The organism is Microbulbifer mixtoriginis (SeqCode), from assembly GCF_052467515.1.
In genome coordinates this window covers 3,672,178-3,693,877 of record NZ_CP174314.1, presented here as the reverse complement: position 1 = coordinate 3,693,877, position 21,700 = coordinate 3,672,178, and the positions used below count along the sequence as shown (strand labels likewise).

The 21,700-nt window shown below is 48.2% G+C and carries 15 protein-coding genes; 8 read left to right on the top strand and 7 right to left on the bottom strand.

The genetic code is table 11. The features are described from left to right. Positions 1 to 94: 94 nt before the first annotated feature. Both ACJJIT_RS15865 and ACJJIT_RS15860 read right to left on the bottom strand, forming a co-directional pair. A complete protein-coding gene (locus ACJJIT_RS15865; protein WP_444899016.1) occupies positions 95 to 2,836 on the bottom strand; it encodes a TonB-dependent receptor plug domain-containing protein in 2,742 nt (913 codons plus the stop codon). Positions 2,837 to 3,322: 486 nt separating this feature from the next. Next, the gene (locus tag ACJJIT_RS15860; RefSeq protein ID WP_444899015.1) at positions 3,323 to 4,018 is read right to left on the bottom strand and encodes a 2OG-Fe(II) oxygenase family protein; all 696 of its coding nucleotides are present in this window, start codon (positions 4,016 to 4,018) and stop codon (positions 3,323 to 3,325) included. Between the two features lie 1,103 nt (positions 4,019 to 5,121). Between ACJJIT_RS15860 and ACJJIT_RS15855 the strand changes: the two genes are divergently transcribed. Further along, the gene (locus ACJJIT_RS15855; RefSeq protein WP_444899014.1) at positions 5,122 to 5,841 is read left to right on the top strand and encodes a 2OG-Fe(II) oxygenase; all 720 of its coding nucleotides are present in this window, start codon (positions 5,122 to 5,124) and stop codon (positions 5,839 to 5,841) included. A 16-nt stretch (positions 5,842 to 5,857) separates the two neighbouring features. On the opposite strand, the gene ACJJIT_RS15850 is transcribed toward ACJJIT_RS15855, so the two are convergent. The 5 genes from ACJJIT_RS15850 to ACJJIT_RS15830 all read right to left on the bottom strand — a co-directional run bounded on the left by ACJJIT_RS15850 (position 5,858) and on the right by ACJJIT_RS15830 (position 15,822). Next, positions 5,858 to 7,684, bottom strand: a complete 1,827-nt coding sequence (locus ACJJIT_RS15850; RefSeq protein WP_444899013.1) for a tetratricopeptide repeat protein — start codon at positions 7,682 to 7,684, stop codon at positions 5,858 to 5,860. A 72-nt stretch (positions 7,685 to 7,756) separates the two neighbouring features. Next, the gene (locus tag ACJJIT_RS15845) at positions 7,757 to 10,705 is read right to left on the bottom strand and encodes a TonB-dependent receptor domain-containing protein (protein WP_444899012.1); all 2,949 of its coding nucleotides are present in this window, start codon (positions 10,703 to 10,705) and stop codon (positions 7,757 to 7,759) included. A gap of 234 nt (positions 10,706 to 10,939) precedes the next feature. Further along, positions 10,940 to 13,849: a TonB-dependent receptor gene (locus ACJJIT_RS15840; RefSeq protein WP_444899011.1), complete on the bottom strand. Its 2,910-nt coding sequence runs from the start codon at positions 13,847 to 13,849 to the stop codon at positions 10,940 to 10,942. Positions 13,850 to 13,961: 112 nt separating this feature from the next. Next, entirely contained in the window at positions 13,962 to 15,005 is a 1,044-nt protein-coding gene (locus ACJJIT_RS15835) for a FecR family protein (protein ID WP_444899010.1), read from the bottom strand. Between the two features lie 289 nt (positions 15,006 to 15,294). After that, positions 15,295 to 15,822 carry an RNA polymerase sigma factor gene (locus ACJJIT_RS15830; protein ID WP_252084678.1) on the bottom strand — a complete coding sequence of 176 codons (528 nt, stop codon included), beginning with the start codon at positions 15,820 to 15,822 and terminating at the stop codon, positions 15,295 to 15,297. 235 nt (positions 15,823 to 16,057) lie between these two features. Between ACJJIT_RS15830 and dnaX the strand changes: the two genes are divergently transcribed. The 7 genes from dnaX to ACJJIT_RS15795 all read left to right on the top strand — a co-directional run bounded on the left by dnaX (position 16,058) and on the right by ACJJIT_RS15795 (position 21,414). Beyond that, positions 16,058 to 18,052, top strand: coding sequence for a DNA polymerase III subunit gamma/tau (dnaX, locus tag ACJJIT_RS15825; RefSeq protein WP_444899009.1), 1,995 nt, complete (start codon positions 16,058 to 16,060; stop codon positions 18,050 to 18,052). A 61-nt stretch (positions 18,053 to 18,113) separates the two neighbouring features. Beyond that, on the top strand, positions 18,114 to 18,458 hold the full coding sequence (locus ACJJIT_RS15820; RefSeq protein ID WP_152451685.1) for a YbaB/EbfC family nucleoid-associated protein: 345 nt from the start codon (positions 18,114 to 18,116) through the stop codon (positions 18,456 to 18,458). 28 nt (positions 18,459 to 18,486) lie between these two features. Further along, positions 18,487 to 19,095, top strand: a complete 609-nt coding sequence (gene recR, locus ACJJIT_RS15815) for a recombination mediator RecR (RefSeq protein WP_444891255.1) — start codon at positions 18,487 to 18,489, stop codon at positions 19,093 to 19,095. 5 nt (positions 19,096 to 19,100) lie between these two features. Beyond that, on the top strand, positions 19,101 to 20,231 hold the full coding sequence (gene rnd / locus ACJJIT_RS15810; protein WP_444899008.1) for a ribonuclease D: 1,131 nt from the start codon (positions 19,101 to 19,103) through the stop codon (positions 20,229 to 20,231). Beyond that, on the top strand, positions 20,228 to 20,515 hold the full coding sequence (locus ACJJIT_RS15805; RefSeq protein ID WP_444899007.1) for a YcgL domain-containing protein: 288 nt from the start codon (positions 20,228 to 20,230) through the stop codon (positions 20,513 to 20,515). Before rnd ends, ACJJIT_RS15805 begins: the two co-directional genes overlap by 4 nt. A 9-nt stretch (positions 20,516 to 20,524) precedes the next feature. After that, on the top strand, positions 20,525 to 20,974 hold the full coding sequence (locus tag ACJJIT_RS15800; protein WP_252084683.1) for a YcgN family cysteine cluster protein: 450 nt from the start codon (positions 20,525 to 20,527) through the stop codon (positions 20,972 to 20,974). A 59-nt stretch (positions 20,975 to 21,033) separates the two neighbouring features. Next, positions 21,034 to 21,414, top strand: coding sequence for a hypothetical protein (locus ACJJIT_RS15795; RefSeq protein WP_252084684.1), 381 nt, complete (start codon positions 21,034 to 21,036; stop codon positions 21,412 to 21,414). Positions 21,415 to 21,700 lie beyond the last annotated feature (286 nt).

Genomic DNA, 21,700 nt, shown 5'->3' with positions numbered 1-21,700 from the left:
ACAAGTGCGTACTAAATTTAAATGCTTAATCGCTAAACAAAGAAAGGGGCCAGATCGGCCCCTTTCTTATTTATTGACTTGCGAGATTCGCTAATTAGAACTGGTAAGTAACACCAGCCCAGGCATAGCGGCCTTGGTAGTCGTAAGTGCCATTAGTATCGAAACTGTTAGCGCCAGTGATTGCGGTATAGGATGGATCGCGATCGGTTACGTTGTCGATACCAGCGGTTAAGCGCATAGCCTCATTTACATCCCAACCTGCCTTGAGGTTCAGGTAAGTGTGAGACGGCATATCCAACGTTTCACTATGGCCATCACCAATGTACTGGACGTCTGCGCCAAAGTCCCAGTTATCGGCGTACCAGGTTGCACTCGCCAAGCCGCGCCACTTGGTATATGCATCGCCTGTATTGCCGATGTAGTCGAGGTAGTCAGTGGTACTACCTGTTTGGGAATTGTGCTCTTCGTATTCAAGTAAGTGAGTAGCCTGAGCACGGAGGGCTAGCTTACCAGCGTCATAGTGGAAGTTTTGTACAACATCGATATCGATACCACTGGTATTGATCTCACCAACATTCATCTTAGCGCCATTTATGTCGATGATATCGTTATTATTCAGGCGTGTAATAAAGTTACAGGCAGCTTCTTTGCCTTCATTGCGGTAGCAGTCATCCAGTATTTGCTGGAGGTCAGGAGACTGGATCGCGTCTTCAACTTTTATCTTGAAGTAATCCAAAGTAATGGATAAATCTTCAGTAAATGCTGGGGTCCATACAACTCCGGCTGTAAAGCTAGTTGACTCTTCAGGTTGTAGATCCGCATTGCCGCCAATATTTACAGGAATTTGGCTGCCTACCTGTACTAAAGTTTCGGAAACTCCCAGTGCGTCACAGTTACCACCTCGACCTTTAGAATTAACTTCTTTGTTAGTCGCGCAAGGGTCGATTAGTGATGGGTAACTCTGGGCGGTGCCGCTATAGAGTTCATAGATTCCAGGTGCACGGAAGGCGGTAGATAGACTGGAACGGAAGCGTAGGTTTTCTGTCGGTGCGTAAACGGCACCAACTTTGTAAGTTGCTTGACCGCCAAAAGTATCGTAGTCGGAGTAGCGTATAGCAGCATCAACAGAGAGTTCATCTGCGTACTTGGCCCCAGACAAAATTGGCAGGTTAAACTCCGCAAAGACCTCGGTAACGGCGAAGTCACCGGAAGTTGCTTCTTGCTTATTAGCGAAAGTATCACCACTTTGGGTTTCAATACTTGGATTGAACTCGCCAGACTCTTTGCGATACTCAACACCAGTAGCAAAACCAAGAGCGCCGCCTTGGAATTGAACTGCCTCGATATCTCCAGTCAGGCTGGCGCCAAAGTTGATCATTTCATATTCATTATCTTCACGGTCGGTGTAGCCGATATAGTTAGCTACTTCATCACTGAGACCGCCGAAGAACTGAATATTCTCCTCTTCAATGCCGCTGGTGCCGTCGAGAATTTCTTGCAACTTTGTTTTGCTGATGGCGTTGGCTAAGGTGTTTTCACCTTCATTTTTGCCATAGCTTAAGAAGGTGTCCCAACCCCAGCCATTAGCCAGGTCGCCACGTGCTCCGCCAAGAATACGGAAGGTTTCCGTTTTCTGTTCTGAGTCACGGGTTCCTGTGTCTACGGGTCGCACAAGAATAGTGGAGACACCATCAGCCCAGTTCTCACCATGAGAGGCTTTCGGTTTTTCAGGTTCTAGTCCATCGGGCTTGCCCAGCTCTTCCCACTTTGCTTTAGCAGCCTCGTATTCTGCTAGGTCAATTTGATATTGGCTCTCTGCTTCATCCCAAGCTTCTGCTAGCTGTGACTGAATTTCGGCGGGAAGATGGTCTGTGGTTAGGGCCAAACCATTACCCGTGTATAACGGCTGAGCGGCCATTTGTTGGTTTGTGGTCTTTACGGTGTAGGAGCCTTCACCGTAAAGCTCAATAGAGTCAGTAAGTGAGAAGGTACCACTTCCTGTTAAGCTGGTGCGCTCCATAGCACCAGATAGCCACATGTATTGGCCAATATCGTAACGCGTGTAATCTCCAAGTTCAGTACCGCCTTCCTTTATGGTGAAAGCACCATCATCACCATAGTTAGTGAATAAGGAACCTGTGGCAGCTACAGCACTTGTTAATCCTGCCCAGTCTCGATCTTTATAAGTAATTTCATCGCGCTTGCTATGGGTAACGTTAGCGATAAATTGACCGCGATCGAACTCCTTACCAAAGGTGATGGACAACTCGCCATTCTCACCGCCACCTGCTTCAGTGGCACCTGCTCGGGCGTTAACACGAACGCCATCGAAAGAGTCTTTCAAAACTACGTTGATAACACCGGCTACAGCGTCAGAGCCGTATACGGCGGAAGCACCATCGGTTAGAACTTCGATACGATCGATCATATCAACCGGGATGTTGTTCATATCTACAGCAGAAGCGACACCGGAACTGGAAGATACGAAGCGGCGACCATTAACCAGTACCAGGGTACGCGCAGAACCCAGGTTACGCAGGTCCACAAATGACAGACCAGCACCACCGTTGTTGTCATTGGCATTGATACCGGTTGTTCCCATGGATGGAAGTTGGTTGAGCAACTCATCGATGGTGCCAACACCGGAGCGCTGGATAGCTTCAGAGTCAACTAGAGTAATGGGACCGGTAGTGGATAGTGGGTCACGAGCAATGCGGGAACCAGTAACAACTACTTCCTCAACCTCTGGTCCGGGGATGGATTCCTGGGCGAAAACGCCAGAGCTGGCGATTGTGCCCAGTGCTGCAATGGCAACGCTCAGTTTGGTCTTGATCATAGTGGAACCTTTTTATACTTAAGGTGCTTTTATGGCTATAAGATAATTACAAGATAACCTGTCAAAGCTGACTTTAAATGAAAAAGCTTCGATATGGAACTATTATGACAATTTTGATGACTTATGTACTGAATCAAGAGATGTGAAGAAAACGATTTTTATAGAGATATACCAATCACCTTAGTTTTTTCATCCTATATTTTCTTACTTTGCTTGAATTTTGTTGCTGATTAGGAAGCTTTCTCAATGTATTAATTTTTTACCCTTGAGGGGAGAATGCAACCTAGCGCTTTTATGTATCGGCGCCGGCTCTTGAAGGTGGAGGCTGACTAGAGGGCACTGCAATCATTTGATTGCAGTGCTAATTGATCGTTTATTCTTGTTGTTTTCTGCCCCAAGTTCTCATCTTATTAGTTATGTACACTAGCAATCTATTGTGTAAGAGCAACTGGATCCATTTATACTGTAATCAATTGAATATTTTTTTTATCTATCGTGAAACCATCCACTAATAGCTATTCTCAATTTTGGTGCAAATGGGGCAATACAAGTCACGGAGTGGACGTGTTTGACGTCAAATAAGCACAAGCTGTTATATAAGGGTGACCAGCAGTCTGTAGGGGTGCCATCGTTCTTATAAAATTGAAGTAAGCCGCCCCAATCAGGGTGCCAGTTTTCTGATAGGTTATATACAAATGCAATGCGCCTTTTCTCGGATGAAATATCATCTTTGTGCCTTGTAATAAAGTCCCCTGGAGCAAAGGCTGTTAATTGGGCGCTTAGGTAAGCCAGTGAAGGAATGCCGGTGATTGCTCTAACATTACACATCATCGCTTCACTAGATAGCAGGTTATAAATCTGGGCGAGATGTGGTGGGGAGTTTTGGTTGAGTCCTTGTCTTCCGTACCAAAATCCAACTCCGTTTCTTGCTAAATTATGAACGCTTTTGATGAGTGAAACTCTCTGATTGGCTTCTAATTGGGCAAACTCGTCCTTTGAGATTTCAGAATATTGGTTCCCTGAAAAGTGAGCCTGTCTAAATTTAGCATTAGCTTGAATCTCGCTTCTTATTTGGCATGCGGATTCATAGTTTAATAGATTTTTGATTCGACACTTTAGGTCAATGCTGAATACGTTATTCCAGTGGTTGAGGTCCAACCCACTGTTTAGTTTATATTTCATGCTTATGTTATTCCTGCTAATTTGTTGTTTGGCTCTCCCTGGTTTCCCTTTTTAAGATTAATCAAATGTTTATAGCGGTTTTGATTAAATTTCATCGTTTTAGTTTCTGTAGAAAGTTAGATTCTGGAAATAGTTGATATACTTGGCAATGATAAATCGAGCTTTAACTTCCATTGAATCAAAGCAGGGGCATATGAAGAGCCGTACCTATCAGTAGCGATGAGGGTCATGACCGGTTGAGGTCTATCAGGAACTGTAGTGATGGTATCGGTCCCAGATTCACACTTAACCTGATTTCGAGGTGGAAGTATACATCGGCTACCAGCTAAAAGTGTAATTTCTGAGTGGATTTCTAGGTGAGAGTATTTTGGAGTGTGCGGAAAGGTTGGCCATTTAAATGGTTGCTATCGAGCGACTAGATCTGTTTGGGAATATAAATATGATTGAAAGGGTTAACATTGTTACTCTTTTCATGGTGTTAAATAAGAATAAATGATGGTGGTTTAAGCTATGAAGTGGGGCCTGAACTTGTATCTAAAAAAATTAATAACATAAAGAATCCTAACGTGGTTAAGTTTCGTTTTGATCTTTCAAAAAAATAAGATCTTATTGTTGGCATGGTGATTCGAGTAGGCTCGTAATTAAGGGGAGGTTGGATTATTTGGGTTTGCTGCAGTTTTTGTGAATTTATAGTGGGTGGTTAGTTTTATAGAGTGCAGAATATTGTTTTGTACGGTTTCGATGCCTTTTTCTGAGTTTGAGGTGGACTTTGTAAAATTTTCTCCTTTGCCTGTTTCAAGTTTTTGCGAGATTTTTTATTTGCCATAATGTAAGGTTTCTTTGTGGTTTTTTGGGGTGGGTTAGATTCTTGTTGATATGACTTTTCGGTTTCTAATAATATTGAATCCTGGGTGCTCTTTCACAATTTTTCTGGAGAGTTGTAAAGTTATCCCTAATTTTTTTAGTGTAATTCTTTAGTTGTTTGTTTTGGAGTACTGCTTGGTGCTTCATTTGAATGGTTTGTATCTGTATACTCTCATTTTTGCATCGGTTGCTAAAGTTAGTTATTTGTGTTCCATTAAAGAGTATTTGTTGGGCCCCTAATGTTTTATATGTCATCTGATTTTGCTGTTGAAGAGTTGCGCAAAGAATATTTAAAGGCGTCGGTTGTGCAAGTGTCTAGTTTTCTTCAGGCACAATCAGCTGCGGATATTTTTTCCTTTTTGAGAGGGCAGGAGGAGTGGAATCTTTCTTTTAATAAGTTTGGGTCTCATGCGGATATTAGTTTTTTGGATTTTTGTAGTTGGAGTAGTAAGCAAAAAACTACTTTAAATGATGTTGTGTGGTCTCAGGCAGAAGAGGGCTTTCAATACCTCTACAAGAGTATACCTATATTTGATTTTTGCAGTCGTGGGTATGGTCAAGATAAGCGTTTCTTGGCTATTGTTGAGCTAGTAAATAGTCGACCATTCTTATCTTTAATGCGCTCAATTGTTGGAGATCAAAGTATATCCTTTGCTGATGTACAGGCAACTTGTTTTGATCGGGGGCATTTCCTTAAGGTGCATGATGATGGTGTTCATGGTAAAAACAGGGTGGCAGCATATGTAATAAATCTAACCCCGGATTGGGATGCGGATTGGGGGGGGATACTACATTTTTACGGGAGGAAAATAAATGTGACTCAAGGGTTGGTGCCCACTTTTAATGCTATTAATGTATTCAAAGTTCCTCAGAAGCACTCGGTTTCATACGTAACTCCATTTGCGCGAGAGAGTCGCTACTCTATTACAGGTTGGTTGAGGCGAGGGCAGGTTAAGTAGTAAGTTTAACCATCTTTTATCTATGGTTCGGTATAACATCAAATGGCGTTGTAATTCTCAGGTGTTTTGTATTATTTGATAATGGTACTGTTCCATGCCAAGTATAAGAGGGGAATAATACTAGAGTCCCTTTTTGAGGTGTTATTTGCTTTTCGATAAAATCTTTGTCTCCTAATTGGTATGGGGATTTACCAAAATAAATATCGCCCGCATCTTTTGGAGTGCGTTTGCTTGTAGATGGTGGGATTTCAACATAAAAAGCCGAACTTATCCAACCTTGAGTATGCACATGGCTAACATGGTGACCGCTATTTTTTAGCATCACGGACCATGATCCGGAGAATTTAAAGTTTATAGATTTTTTACCTAAAAAAGGGTGCTCTTTCTCCTCGGGGAGGTTCAATATATATTGGCTGGTCGCCTCTTTCAGGCTTTCTTTTAAGGTATGAATTATAGGTCTGTTTTTGTGAAGTAATCTTCCTGGGGTCTGTACTCCAGAGCGTACTGACTGGAAGAGGGGGCGTTCTTTTAAGTTGTGTATTTTGAGCAGTTCTTCTTTTAATGTTAGAAGAAATTCACCAAGATTAGAAAATCCACTTGGAGTGGGTATCACATATTCACGAATATAGTCCCCATTGGCATTAAGCCAAAGATGGCGTTCGTCGTTCAGTATTTTCCAGCAGGTTCCCTGAATAGCCCATAACAATTGATCGTCAGGAGAGTGCACTAACGCTTGACTTACTAGCTTGTTTGCCCTCTCAAAATTTTGGGTTTTCATAAGGATTGCCAAGTACTGTTTGGTAATGCTGAAATCCGACTGCAATGAATAGGCAGTTTCATAGAGTTGCAGGGCGGTTACTAAATCTCCTTTTTCTTCTTCAATTCTGGCTCGAAGGAAAGTTGATTCGAATTTATTGCTTGAATTAGGCCAATTATCTAAAGCACTTTGCGCGTCCTCAATTAGCCCCGCTGCGATGAGGTTTTCTATGTGAGGGATTGCAATTTCTTTGTTCCCTCTTTTCTCTTTTGTTAGCTTGAGGTAGCTACTGCAAAATAAATCTGTATTTCCAAGCTGCCAATAAACCTCATTCAGAGTTTTGTGGGCTTGCGCGTGCAAGGGGTTTAGATCAATTAGTTTTTTTAGCGTCTCTATAGCTGAGTCTTGGTGCCCTAGATTTAATTCTACCAGTGCTTTAGAGTATAGAGCTTCACTCATCGTTGGGGCTAAACTAAGTGCCTCTTCAAATAAAGTAAGAGCTTCTTCAGTTTTCTCTAAATCTGAGTACGTGATAGCTAGACCATAAATGGCATTTACATTTTTAGGGTCTTTTTTTCTGGCCGCTTGGAAGAAATTGGTGGCCTCTTTGAGCTGATCTTTTTTTCTGCAGATGTTTCCAAGAAGAGTTAATGTTGCAAGAAGGTCGGGAGCTATTTCTGATGCTTTTAGTGCATGTTCATAGGCTGTGTTTAGGTTGCCTGTTTCATACTCTAATATTGCTAGATTTCGCCAGGCTTCCGCGAATTTTGGATGATAATAAATGGCTTGATTGTAGTGGTGCCGAGCTAATTTTATTTGTTTTTGCTGCTTAAGAAAATTGGCGAAATTGTTATGGACAAATGGTTGATTTTTTTTTATTTCAAGTGATCTTTTGAAAAATAATTTTGAATCTTTTTTATTTGATTTTTGGGCCTGGGCAAGGGCAATTAGATGCAAGATGTTGGGTTCATTGGGGAATTGCTTATTTAGTTTGAGGGCAATAGGTAAGACTTTACTTGCCTCTCCCGTCTCAATCATTTTTCCTAAGGTGGTTAGTAACTCCTGAAGACTTAGATTTGAAAGCATACCTAATTACCAAATAAAGAAACGGCGAGCAGCCCCGCCGTTTCTTAGTGTTACAAATTACCCTGTGGGTTATTATTCAAAGCGATAGCTAGCGCTCATAAAGTAGCGGGGACCTAACATGTCGTATGTGGACGGGAAGGTGTTACCCTGCTCTGCAGAATCCCCTAGCCTAGTAGGTTCAGTATTGAGTACGTTTTTAACACCAAAATTGAGGTCAAAATTGTCTGAAACTGCGTAACCAAGGCTTAAGTCTAGATAGAACTCATCATCGAGGGAGTCTGCAACAAGCTGATTCCTTGCGTCAAAAGGATTGGTTACAACATCACCAACACTAACATTGTCGAAAGCACTTCCAGCTTTTTGCAGATCAGCAATATTCTCATCAGTAACCTGAATTGTGCGTGACCCAGTTACAGACATCAAAGTGTCATCGTCAGTGCCATCAAGGTAACGTACGAGCGCAGAAACAGTTAGAGGGCCACTCTGCCAGCTGACACGAGTGTTCCAGTTAAACTCACCTCTCGGTGATCCACAGGTAGCGCCAAAATACCCCGCACACTCATCCTTACGGTCAGGCAGCTCAGCAATTGGGGTTACATCGTACTGCAATAGATAAGAACTGTTAAAAGTAACATTCAAGTAGGAGCTGCCATCGAAGCCGAAGTCGAGGTCAGTACCATAGTTAATGTTGAGGTCAATTCCACGGGTTTCGATAAGGCCGATGTTCTGGTTAAGAACTTGGACAACATCAACATTTCCACTGTCTTTGCGAGTGATAGCCTGACAGAATGGGGAGTTAATATCCTTAATCTGGTTGTAGCACAGGTCAAGAACATTGTTAACGCTGCCACCTAGAACACTAATTGCGTCCTCAATCTCGATATCATAATAGTCGATTGCGATATCAAGGCCATCCATAGGTTCAACTACGGCACCAAAAGTAATGGTGCTAGAAGTTTCTTCTTTGAGCTCAGTGTTGCCACCGAACAAGCCTTCGATTTGAGTATCTTGCTGTTCGAAGCTGCCTGCTGGGGTGCCAGCCATTTGGCTACATAGAGCCAAGTCAGTGTCGGGTGTAATGTTGTCTTTGGCGCAAGGGTCGTTGGCGCCAGGGAACCCTGCAGCTTGACCTTGGTAAAGCTCATATACATTGGGTGCACGAACAGATTCTTGATAACCTGCGCGGAACTTAACCATTTCAATTGGTGCATAGTTCAATGCACCTGCGAAAGAACTAACGCCGCCTATGTTTGAGTAATCGGAGTAACGGTATGCGCCCCAGAGGCTAAGGCTTTCAACTCCCGGTCTTCCTGAGATAAGCGGTACGTTCACCTCGGTGAAGGCTTCCATTGCGGTATAGCCACCTTCTGTTGCTTCACCGGCATTAAAGCCAAGAACATCTCCAGAGGAAAGGAAGGTATCTGGGCGATAGCTAGATTCATCGTCGCGATGTTCCAGACCAAAAACGATACCAACAGCTTCATCTGCTGATGGAATTGTGCCTAGGACGCCGGACACACTAGCAGATATCACCTCTTGAGTGATAGTGGTTACATTGGTTGCGCCAACATTGATGAAATCAAGGGCCTCCTGGCTGATGTTGCCTTCACCCCAGATATTTAAAGGTGCACAGCCCCCAGAGGTATCCTGACAGGCTTTTCCATCATCGGTAACTAAGACTGCTTGGGCAAAACGAGATGCAGCAACGTCATTATTCAGCAAGCTAGAGTATTCAAGATTACTGTAGCTGTAATAGGTATCAAAAGACCAGTCGTCATTTATGTCACCACGGAAGCCTGCGAGAATCCGAAAAGCATCACGAGTATCGCGTGCTTGACGAGAGCCATTTTCAACCATGCGACGTGTTACTGATACAGGAACTGGGGTGTTTTCGTCTAGGCCGGCAGCAGTATTGATATCCTTCAGACTCTGTTGGAAAGCTTCATCAAAGAAGGGGGTATTCGGGTTTACATCAACGGTTAGTGCTGCGGGTACCGGGGCTAGCTCCTGGGGTACCTCGTTATGTGAAAACGCTGCTTCGCCGTAGGCGGTTACCTTATCCGAAATATCGTAGTGGGAAAATGCACTGATAAGGAAGCGCTCTTGTGGTAATTGAAGATAATTATCAGGAGCGTAGTTGAAGAGGTCATCAGGGTTTACAAAGTCACGAGAAGTGCCATCTGTATTGAAGGTCTGATATAGGTTCACGGACTTAGCATCAGGGTGGTTTGCCTTAGCAGTTGTTGCTAGGGCGCCGGGGATTCGGCTAGATCCGCCGTGAACTAGGCTATCATTAAAGCCATCTCCATCGGTGTCATCTTCGGTCCAAGTAACGTTGGTGAAGCCGCGATCACGCGCGAAAACTTCTTCGCGGTCAGTCCAGGAGGCATATACAGTTGCGTTACCCTTGCCTTCAGCGAAATTTCCACCAATGGTTAAATCGATGTTGCGCTTTGCAGCATCTCCATCTTCTGAGACGTCATAAAGGCTGGTAATTTGGACGCCTTCGAAATCATCTACCAGCTGGAAGTTAACAACCCCAGCGAGAGCATCAGAGCCATATACCGCGGACGCACCGCCTGTAATGACATCTACACTTTTGATCAAGGTGCTAGGAATGGTGTTAAGGTCTACAACTCCTGTTTGAGTTGATGGAATATAGCGGCGACCATTTACAAGTACAACTGTACGAGAGCTGCCAAGACCTCGAAGGTCAACGCGTGCGGTGCCATCACCAGGGTTGTTTGAGCTGGGCCCAAAGCTTGGTAGAGTTTGCGGAAGCTCTGCGAGCTTTTGTTCTACGTTAAGGTTACCGGAAATCTGAAATTCTTCTGCGCCAATTGAAGTCAGTGGAGTAACAGACTCTAGATCTTGGCGTTTGATACGTGAGCCAGTTACTACTACTTCTTCAACCATCTCCGCATCTTGTTGAGCGAAAGCAGGCATGGTCGGAACCATAATTGCGGCAGCAGTGAAGCCAATGGCTCCTTTCACAGCTGCGGACAGGAGGTTCTTTTTCATTGTCAATCCTCTCTTGATCGTTGGATTTATAATCTGTTGTCAATAATGACGAGTTTTGAAAGCAGCTACCCCCAAGTGGCCGCTTTCCTCCCAACATATCCCTTAACGAGTGACAGAAAGACTCCCTCAAAAAAAATCTCATTTTTTTGCTGATACTTCGTTATGGCTGTTTTGGCAGGTCTGGGAGGGGTGTGGATTGATTCAATTGGTCTGCCGCTATCGGACAATAGGAGGTTATAGTTCGAAGGAGAAAGCCCCATACCAGTACCTTCCAGTCAGGTCGTAAGTACGGTGGTCGAAATTATTTTCTGTCGCTGTTACAGCGAGAGGAGGCGGAGTGTTAAGTAGGTTGTTGACACCGATTGAGAATCGAAATCTGCTAGAAGGGTTGAAGGAGAGTTGTACATCATGGCTAAACCAGCTGCCAATATCGTGGGTGATGATTTTATCGTTGTGAGTGTAGGTTTCCTTAGTGCTGCCGACGAAATGTACAGTGTAGCCAGCCTTCCATTGGTTGCTGCTCCAATAAATCCCAGCATTGGCTTTAAATTCTGGCAGTGAGCCTGCCCCGCCAGTTGTGATGTCTACAAAAGTGCCTGACAGTTCTTCTTCAGGTAGTCCTGCGGCTCCCTGGTTGAGGTAGTTCAGCATATGGCTTATGTTCATAGCTAGCTTGAACTGCCCAAGCTCATTCTCGGGTAGATCGTAGCGAAGCGCAACATCGTAACCACGGATGGTTCTGCGACCTTGATTGATTCTTGTTGCGAGAATTTTGGTGATTTCACCTTGCTCGTCTCTCAGTACTCTATCACTAAATAGCCCAGCATAGGCATTTTGCTCAACCAGGAACTGAGGGTTGCTGCCAATGACATCTTCCTGTTGAATGTTAAAAATTTCGACTGCAGAGCTTAGCCCCTCTATATGCTCCGGTGTCCAGGCAAGGCTAGCTGTAAGGGTTTTTGAAGTTTCAGGTGTGAGGTTGGGGTTGCCTCCAAACTCAGTAAGATACTGAATTCGTGCGCTGTCTGATTGCCCTGGGCAGCCAGTTAAAGTGCTTGCGCTCTTACTGGTACAGGGGTCAAAGATAAACTCCTGACTTTGATAGCCCTGTTGATACATATCAGTAAGAGTGGGAGCCCTGAAACCGCTGGCATAGCTGACCCGTAGATTTAAGTCTTCCAAAACCTGCCAGCGTATGGCGAGCTTGGGGTTGTAGGTATTACCAAAGTCGCTATAGCTGGATAAGCGGACGGCCCCATCGAGCCAGAGTTTTTCTTCCTGAATTGGGATTGAGACCTCGGCGAAAGTTTCTTTAATGGTGCGTGAGCCTCGAGTCGCTCCTGGGGAGTGCCCACCAATATAGGAAAGGCCGTTTAGGTCATTTGAGTCGCTGGTCAGGGTTTCATGTCTAATCTCAAACCCTGCTGCCGCTAAAATTTCTCCGGCTCTGGTTTCCCCTAGGGATCCGTCTGAGATAAAGGTGAGAGATTCCATTCTCGTACGGCTGTTAGTAGTGCTTGTGCCTCGAATAAACTCCAGTTGTTCCTGAGGGATGCTGCCGCTGGGGCCGAGGAGATTGATAGGGGTGCAGGCGTTACTCGAATTGCAGCTGGTAGGCCCTTTCAAGCCTTGAGAGAGCGCTAGGGGGTTGATAAGGTTGCTGAGCTTTTCAGATTTTTTTGCCCTTTGCAGGGAGGTATTCAGTTCCCAGTGCCACTGGTTGTAGACCCCTTTGATTCCTGTATTCAGTCTCCAGGTAGCTGTGCGGTTTTTTTGAATGCGTGGACCTAGCTCCGTAATGCGCTTCCTAACATCTGTAATTGTTTGGTTGAAGGGGTTGTAAATGTTATCTGCTGCTATTGTCAAATCACCGTTATCGAAGCGTGTGAAGACTGGGGAGGGCGCTTTGGTCGACTCTGCAGAGGTGTGTAGCCCCATTGCCTCGGCAAATAAAAGGAGGTTGTCTGAAAGGTCAAAATTAGCAGATAGGTAAGCGGAGTTACTTTTGAGTGGAGTGACGGCAGAGGTGTAGTCGTTATAGTTGTAGCGATCTTCTAGGGACCAGTCCCGATAATTATTGGAGGTTTGGCTGGTCAGAGTGGCACCGTTATCAAGCGCGATAAATCCTTCGGGGGTGGCTGATGAGCGTTTATCTGTGCCACCAAAATTTCGGCTGTCTGCAGACTCAGATAAGTTGCGGTCGCGGCTCATTATTGAGCCTTGGGTGTATTGTGCCAGGTTGAGCATGATATGACCCCGCTCGCCGTGTCTCCCCCAGGTTAAATGGTGGGATTCGGTTTCGCGATCGCCAGCTCCTGATTGCCCATAGTAGCTATCTATAGATAGGCCCTCGAAGTCCTTGCGGAGGATAATGTTGATCACTCCAGCAATGGCATCCGACCCATAAACTGCAGAAGCTCCGTCTTTTAGGATTTCGACACGCTCAACTAAAGATAAAGGAATTGTGTTGAGGTCAGTAGCCTCTCCGTTGTAACCATCTCCAATTATGCGGCGGCCGTTGATCAAGACCAGTGTGTTGCTGGCAGGAAGGTAACGGAGAGAGACGGTGGCTGTGCCGTCATCCTGTTGGCTGACTGAGGTGCTGGTGGAATTTCCCGAAATGGCTGGGAGAAACTTGAGTACATCGGCAACAGTTTGCGCTCCGGTAAGTTCAAGCTGCTCCCGGGTTAGTCTGTCGATAGGAGCATAGCCGTCTAGCTGATAATGGCGCAAATGGCTGCCGGTAAGGCTTTGGCCGGTAACTGTGATTTCTTCAGGTGCTTTGCTGGATTGCTGTTCAGATCGAGGCGGTGACTCCTTATTTGGAGTCACCGCGAAGGAGGTCGGGCCTATACGGTGATAGGAAAATGGAAGGCCTTCTAGTAGTTGTTCAATTGTTGCTTCAAATTGGTTTTGCCCTGTATTCAGTGTCTGCTTAGGTAGTTGATATAACGAAGCTGAGGAGGTTGGTACCAGAATAGAGACTTGGCACTGCCTTCCCAAAGAAATGAGGGCCTCTGGCAGAGAGCTCGCCGGAAGCTCGATTCTGGGCTTTGGGCACAGTGCATCGGCTGCACTATTTGCCGACAGCATGAGTGCTAAAAAAGCTGTAACCCAGTGCTTTACCGTCAAGAAATTGCCCATTTTTATTGCGCCCAGCAGTTTGAATTTAACTGAGCGGGTGTATCTATTGTGTTTGCGGGCGGGGAGTTGGTTATTTGCTTAATAAACGACCGCCATTTGAGACGGTTATAACCTAGTTGTGCTTGGGAGACAAGATAGTCAGGTTGTTGTTACTGCGGTCCTGCTGAAGGTCCAGGGCCGTGGTAATGGCTTCGAGTGTGTTATCTGGGTCGGATATGGCAAAAGTGCCAGATACTAGGCGCCCCTCGATTTGTGGTGCAGCGACAACAGGGGTGGCTAAGTAGCGGTTTAGCTCTTGCAAGGCCTCTTTGAGGGGAGTTCTTTCAAATACCAGGATACCGCGAGTCCAATCTGTCGCCTCTTCCGGTGAGGTGCGCTGGACTTGGGTGAGGCCTTGGTCAGATACGCTGACCTTTTGGTTCTTGATTAGCGTAACGGAGTCGGGGGTTAGGCCTGGTGTTTTCTCTGTTTCACTGACAGAGACTTTACCTTCGGTGACCGATACTCGGGTATTCTTTGGGTTCAGCTCTACATTAAATTCGGTTCCCAGTACACGGATACTTGCACTGCCTGCGGCAACGGTGAAAGGGCGGGCAGTTTGGCGAGCGACGTCAAAAAAGGCCTCTCCACGAAGGAGTTGCGTTTGTCTTTCTTTGCGGCTAAAGCTGACGCGAAATTCACTATTAGAATTCAGCTTTACTTCGGACCCATCAGGCAGGCTGATGGTGCGAATCTCACCTAGCTGGGTGATATAAATTTGTTGATCAGTCTTGCTGTTTCCTAGCCATTGCAGGCCAACCCAGACAGCGAGGAATACACCACAGGTGGCGAGTCCGCCACCGATGAACCATTGCGGTAGTCCCCAATGAATAGGTTGTACTCTTTTCTTTTCTTGAGCTTTTCCATTTTGGGTGTGGGGGCTGGGTACACTCTCAGGGAACAGTTGATCGATTGGCATATGGGCGAGGGCACCCAGGTCGCCCCAGAGCTCGACCACCTCATCGAAAGCCTGGCGATGAGCTTCAGAAGCCGACAGCCAGGCTTCGAACTCATGCTTTTCCGCGCTACTCATGGCCTCTGAGCGTAAGCGAGCAACCCAAGCACAGGCCTGGTCCAGGCTCTCATCGCTTGTTTGACTTTGGGGGTTGCTGTTCATATTTGCTCTGGTAGTTAAGGGTTAAATAACGCTTTAAGAGTGGGACTTTGGTCTCAAAATTCAGTGCATCTTACTCAAAACTGCCCGACTTTTGCGATGCCGGTGAAGGTAAAGATCTTTCTACAGAATAATCGCAACGCAACTGTCTCATGTAGCAGCAAATAATTCTGAAAGTGCCTCACTTTTCAGGTTTTGTCAGGATTTAAGCTCCACTCATGCACACTGAGACGGCTGAGAAGGTGCCCCCCTCAACAAAAATTAGTGAGGAGACTGAATGGAAGCTTCGGGTTTACGGGGAGGAATCCACTTTGCGCCGGCAGGCCTTTAGTGCCTGTAGAATATATTTCTCCACACTGCTCACTGAGATGTTCATTTCATGGGCGATTTCACTATAAGAGAGTCCGCGAGTTCTATGCAGCAGAAAGGCTTGTCGGCATTTCAGTGGCAGTTTATCCATTGCCTCATAGATGGACTGTAACTGTTGGCGTGCAGCGAGAACCCGTTCTGGGGACTGATGATCGGTATGGTCGTTACCGTGAGTCTCCCCCTCTAATGAGACTTGCTGGTTGAGGTACTCCACATGCAGCTTGCCTCGACGTAGTTGGTCAACAGCCAGATTGTTTGCGATTTGGTAGAGGTAGGCGCGAGGGTTTTCCAACTCCTTTTCATCGCTAAGTTTTTGTAGGCGCAGGTAGGCATGCTGAGCAATATCCTCGGCATCGTCTGGGCTTTTGACAATACGTGCGACAAAGCGCACCAAGGCTTGGCCGTGCTCGGCAAATAGCCTCTCCAGAAGTGTCTTCCTGGCTTTATTCATTGCGTACTGCTTTCCCCGTCCCAGGCTCGCTTTATCGTTGTGAATTGTTTGTTCTTAGTGCGAGCTGGCGCAGTTATATCACAAGGTTGGCTTGGGCTACGAGTGGCGCGAAACGATCTCTTGGAATGATAGCCTGCTATTCGCTATGCCTCGTCGTCTATGCCGGTATAATGGCGCCCGCGCCAAAGGCGCTGAGATATAAGTTGGCAGAGGTGTGCCGAGCACCGGAGACTGGATGAGCTATCAAGTACTGGCACGTAAATGGCGCCCGCGTCTTTTTAAGGAGATGGTGGGGCAGGAGCACGTGCTCCAGGCACTTATCAATGCCTTGGATAACGGCCGGCTGCACCACGCCTACCTGTTTGCCGGTACTCGGGGAGTGGGAAAGACCACAATTGCCCGAATTCTGGCCAAATGCCTGAACTGTGAGGAGGGTGTCAGCTCTGAGCCCTGCGGACAGTGCAATGCCTGCAATGAGATAGCCGATGGCCGTTTTGTCGATCTGATTGAGGTGGATGCGGCATCCCGCACCAAGGTGGAGGATACCCGGGAGCTGCTGGAAAATGTCCAGTATGCTCCGACCAGAGGTCGCTACAAGGTCTATCTGATCGACGAAGTGCATATGCTCTCGAACAGCTCCTTCAATGCCCTGCTGAAGACCCTGGAGGAGCCACCGCCCCATGTAAAATTCCTGCTCGCTACCACAGACCCACAGAAGCTGCCAGTAACTGTGTTGTCCCGCTGCTTGCAGTTCAAGCTTAAGAATATGAGCCCCGAGCGGATTGTCGAGCATCTGCGCTTTGTACTGGGGGAGGAACAGGTGCCTTTTGAAGAAGGCGCCCTTTGGCAGCTAGGCCGCGCGGCAGACGGCAGTATGCGCGATGGTATGAGTCTCACCGACCAGGCTATCGCTTTTGGCGGTGGCAAAATCAGTGAAGCCGAAGTGCGCGGCATGCTCGGTAGTATCGATACCGGCTTGGTGTGGAAACTGCTACATGCCTTGGCAGATGAAGATGCGGCGACGTTGTTTGCTACTGTCGCTGAGCTGGCTCAACAGGCTCCAGACTTTGGCGCCACCCTGGCAGAGCTCTCCGATAACTTACATCGTCTGGCGGTCGCCCAGATTTTGCCCCAGTCGATAGATAACGCCCTGGGGGATGGCGAGCGGCTACGACAGCTTGCCAGTCGCATAGCCCCAGAGAATATACAGCTCTACTATCAAATGACCCTGCATGCTCGCCGTGACCTGCCCCTGGCCCCAGATCCCCGTAGCGGCTTTGAAATGGCGCTGTTGCGCATGCTGGCGTTCCGTCCGCAGGGTGTAGCGACAATTCCAAGGGCAGAACTGCCTGAAACAACTGCTAGTGCACAAACTCAGACGGCTCTTAGAGAACAGGCGCCTATCGAGCAGGAGAATGCCGCCGAAAAAAAGTCTGAAGTTGTGGTGCCTCAGCACTCTGAGAGTGCCGAGGCTGTGCCAACTCCAGGGCCTCATGCCGAAGCGATAGCGGCTGCGCAGAATGAAAGCCCGGTTCAGAACTCGGTGCCAGCTAGAGGGGATATGCCTCCTAAACTTGAAGAACCCGCGCCTCAGCAGCCTCCATACCATGCAGAACAAGCCGGCGAGTTAGTACTGGGTGCCCAGACTGCAATAGTTGAGCGGCCACTAGAGGTACCCAGCGCGCAGCCCTCTGGCTCGCGGGAGGGGGTTCTAGCTGACCTTCGCCAACGCGTAGCGGAAGTCGAGGCCTCTCCCCCTGCGGTAGAAAACCAGGCCCCCACGAGAACGGAAGCGGTTGCTCAGGTTGCTGAAGCGCCGCCGGCACGCTTTGATGCCCTCACACCAGGTAGTTGGCCGGCACTCTATAAGCAGTTGGGCGTCAGCGGCATATTGCACTCGATCGCGCAGCATCTGGAGCTAGTGGGGCGCCAGGACAATATACTTTCCTTTACCCTGGACGAATCTTTTAGCAGCCTCTATGACGAGGTGCATCAGCGGCGCCTGGGGGACTTGCTGGGAGACTTTTTCCAGCAGCCGGTTATTGCACAGATTCAGGTGGGGCAGGTACAAGGCAGTACGCCGGCACGTTTGGCTGCGGCGACTCGCGATGCGCGCCTAGCAGCAGCGCGGGATGCCCTTACCTCAGACCCCCTGGTTCAGGAACTTCAGTCCGAGCTGGGCGCTGAGTTAGTGTCAGATACTGTTGAATCCCTGGCGAAGGCGGATTGATAGAGTTTTTGGTTACCCGGCGTCTAACCGGGCTCACACATAATAGAGATAGAGGTTACCTATGAAAGGTTTGGGCGATCTGATGCAACAGGCCCAGAAAATGCAGGCCGACATGCAGGAAAAAATGCAGAAGGTACAGCAGGAGTTAAATGAGCTACGGGTGTGCGGTGAATCCGGCGCGGGTATGGTTAAGGTCACCATGAATGGCCGGCACGATGTTATCTCTGTGGAAATCGACCCTTCCCTGCTGTCCGAAGACAAAGAGATGTTGGAAGACCTTTTGGCCGCGGCAGTGAACGATGCTGTGCGCCGAGCTGAGGAGAAGGCCCAGGAGTTACAAAAGCAGCAGGTGGGCAACCTCGCTTCTGGCATGAATCTGCCGGAAGGCTTCAAGTTTCCATTTTAAGGGGCAGAGCCCGGTTGTTTAGCCTTATATGTTTAGTCCCTTAATCGAAGAGTTGATTCGCGCGCTGCGCTGCCTGCCCAGTGTGGGCCCCAAGTCGGCCCAGCGCATGGCGATGTACTTGTTGGAAAAGGATCGCGACGCTGCAGAATTACTGGCGCGCAGCCTAGCGCAGGCTGTGGAGAAGGTCGGTCGTTGTCAGCAGTGCCGTACATTGACCGAAGAAGCCGTATGCACCCTGTGCAATAACAGCCGCCGAGAACAAACCTCTCTCTGTGTTGTTGAAACTCCCGCCGATGTGCTGGCGATTGAGCAGGCTGGTAACTACCATGGCCGCTACTTTGTGCTGCATGGTCACTTGTCTCCGATCGATGGTATCGGCCCCGCAGATCTTGGAATGGACCTGCTGGAGTGCAGGTTGGCCAGTGAGCCATTACAGGAGTTGATTGTCGCCACCAATCCCACAGTAGAGGGGGAGGCGACAGCCCAGTACATCGCCGAGCGCGCCAAAGCGCAGGGAGTGACTGTCAGTCGTATCGCCCATGGCGTTCCCATCGGCGGTGAGCTGGAATATATCGACGGCGGTACCCTGGCGCACGCCTTCAATAGTCGCACCGCCTTCTTCCCCCCAGCAGAGTAATACCGATGGTTGAAATAGATGCTACTCCACGCTGGGTGGACTCCTGCGAGCAGTTGGCGGCTTTGTGCGCACAGTGGCGACAGCAGCGCGCTGTGGCTCTGGATACCGAGTTTATGCGCAGTCGCACCTTTTATCCTCAGCCGGCCCTAGTACAGGTTGGGGATGGCAGGCACTGCTACCTCATCGATAATCTCGCCATTGAAGACCTGCAACCGTTGCGTGATCTGCTGCTGGATACGGCTGTTACAAAAATCATGCACAGCTGCAGCGAGGATTTGGAGACTCTGGAGCGTCTGCTGGGGGTGATCCCCGAGCCCATTTTTGATACTCAGATCGCCGCGGCGATTAGTGGTATGGGGGCAGGCCTCGGTTACGCCGCTACCGTGCGCGAGCTATTGAGTATTGAACTGCCGAAGAGCGAGACCCGCTCGGATTGGTTGCAGCGCCCTCTCAGTGATGCCCAGAAAACCTACGCCGCACTCGATGTGGCTTGGCTGCCGGTTCTCTATGGTGCCTTGCTAAAGCGGTTGCAGGAGCAGCAGCGGGAAACTTGGCTAGTTGAAGACTGCGCAACTTTGGTGGCAACTGCGCGAAGCCCGCAACCCCCTGAGTTCTATTACCAGAAAGTGAAAGGTGCCTGGCGCCTGCGCGGCAAACATTTGGCCGTGTTACAGGACCTTTGTACTTGGCGGGAATGTGAGGCGCGAACCCGAAATATGCCGCGCAACCACCTGCTCAAGGAAAATCTCTGTATGACCATGGCCCAGCAGTTGCCGCGGCATAAAAGCGCCTTGAGCCAGGCTGGCCTCGAGGGCCGTGCCCTGCGAGAACACGGTGATAGGTTGTTGCAGTTGATTTCCCGCGCTCTGGAGCGCAGCGATTTACCGACGCGTTTACCGCAGCCGCTCAACCGACAACAGGGGGAGTTACTGAAGTTACTGCGTAAAGAGGTCGCGAGTATTGCAGAGCGTGAAAAGCTGCCTGCAGAAATCCTAATTCGCAAAAAAGAGTTGGAAGCCCTGGTCCTTGCTCGCGACCCCCAGTTGCAGGGGCGTCTCTGTGGTTGGCGCGCCGAAGTGGTTGGTCGGCCCCTGCTTAAAGTTCTGCGACATTTACGCAAAGAGGAAATGAAGTGAAAGTCTTGTGTGATATTTATCGTAGTCCCAAAAAAGAAGAAATGTATTTGTACGTCGATAAGCGTGAGGGGACTGCGCGGGTACCTAAAAATTTATTGGAGTTGTTTGGCAGCCCCCAGCACGTCACTACCATGCTAATGACTCCAGAGCGCAAACTGGCGCGCGCAAATGCCGACAAAGTCCTGCAAGAGGTACGTGTGCAAGGTTACTATTTGCAGATGCCGCCGGTGGCCGATTCTGAAATGCGTGCGATCGCATTGAAAAACAGCAAACTGCAGCGCTGAGTTAGATTAATGGCACAATTGCCTTTTTGGCGACGTAAAACTCTAGCGCAAATGAGTGAACCTGAATGGGAAGCTCTGTGTGATGGTTGTGGGCGCTGCTGCCTGCACAGCCTGGAAGATGAGGAAACTGGTGAGCTTTACAACACCAATGTCGCCTGCCGTTTGCTGGATACAGATTCCTGTCGCTGTAGCCAGTATTCAAGGCGAAAAGAATTGGTGCCTGGATGTGTGCAGTTGCGGGTAGAGGATATAGACCAATACACCTGGCTTCCGAGCACCTGTGCCTACCGTCGCTTGGCCGAAGGGCACCCTTTGCCGGAGTGGCATCCGCTTGTGAGTGGAGATAGCCAGTCTGTACACAAAGCGGGTATGTCTGTGCGCGGCAGTGTCATCAGTGAGGAGCTGGTTCACCCGGACGATATGGAGGAGCACATCGTCACCTGGGTGGAAGCCGGTTGAGCTAGTGAGGCATAGTCACTAGTTCCTGAACTGGGCGGGAAACATAGAGTAAATAAAAAATGTCTGAAGATTTTCAACTTGCCTGGTTGGTATATACCGGCTCGACACTGGTTTTACTAGCTGCCGGCTGGTGGTTTATGCGCAATTGGCGCTGGAGCTGGCTGCGCCGCACCTTGTTATTGGTCTTGGCTGGTGTACTACTGCTGCCGGTAAAAATACCGGTGGCCGAGTCAGTAGCCATGCCCGTACTACCCCTGTATCTCTACCAGGTATTATTTGAAGAAAATGGGGCTGCACCGGAAGTGACAGCAAATTTGGTATTTGCTGCAGGTGGTGCTTTAGCGGTGATGATTGTGTGGGGACTGGTTTCGCTATTATCTAAGTTTCGTCGCAGTCGCCGCCGTCGTTTCGACGAAGACCCATACTTCAAGGAACAGTAACGGGATTTTTCATCCAGATCTTCCCTCATCACAGGGCTCATCGCAACTGGGCCCACTCACTTTTCTCCCCTTGCTTATCAAAGGCGTTCCTTCCTTTCTCTAGCCTCTCTGTGGATGGTGACAGCTGCTATATCTATTAGGCCGCTTACGCACTTGGCGTGAGGCCAGACGAGCCGGCGTACCGATAAAGACCAATAAACAAGCCCTTGTTGGGAAATCATGGATTGTATTTCCTGAATATCCCAGTGGAGTGAGTTACTTGTTGGTAAGCCAGACTCACGACAGA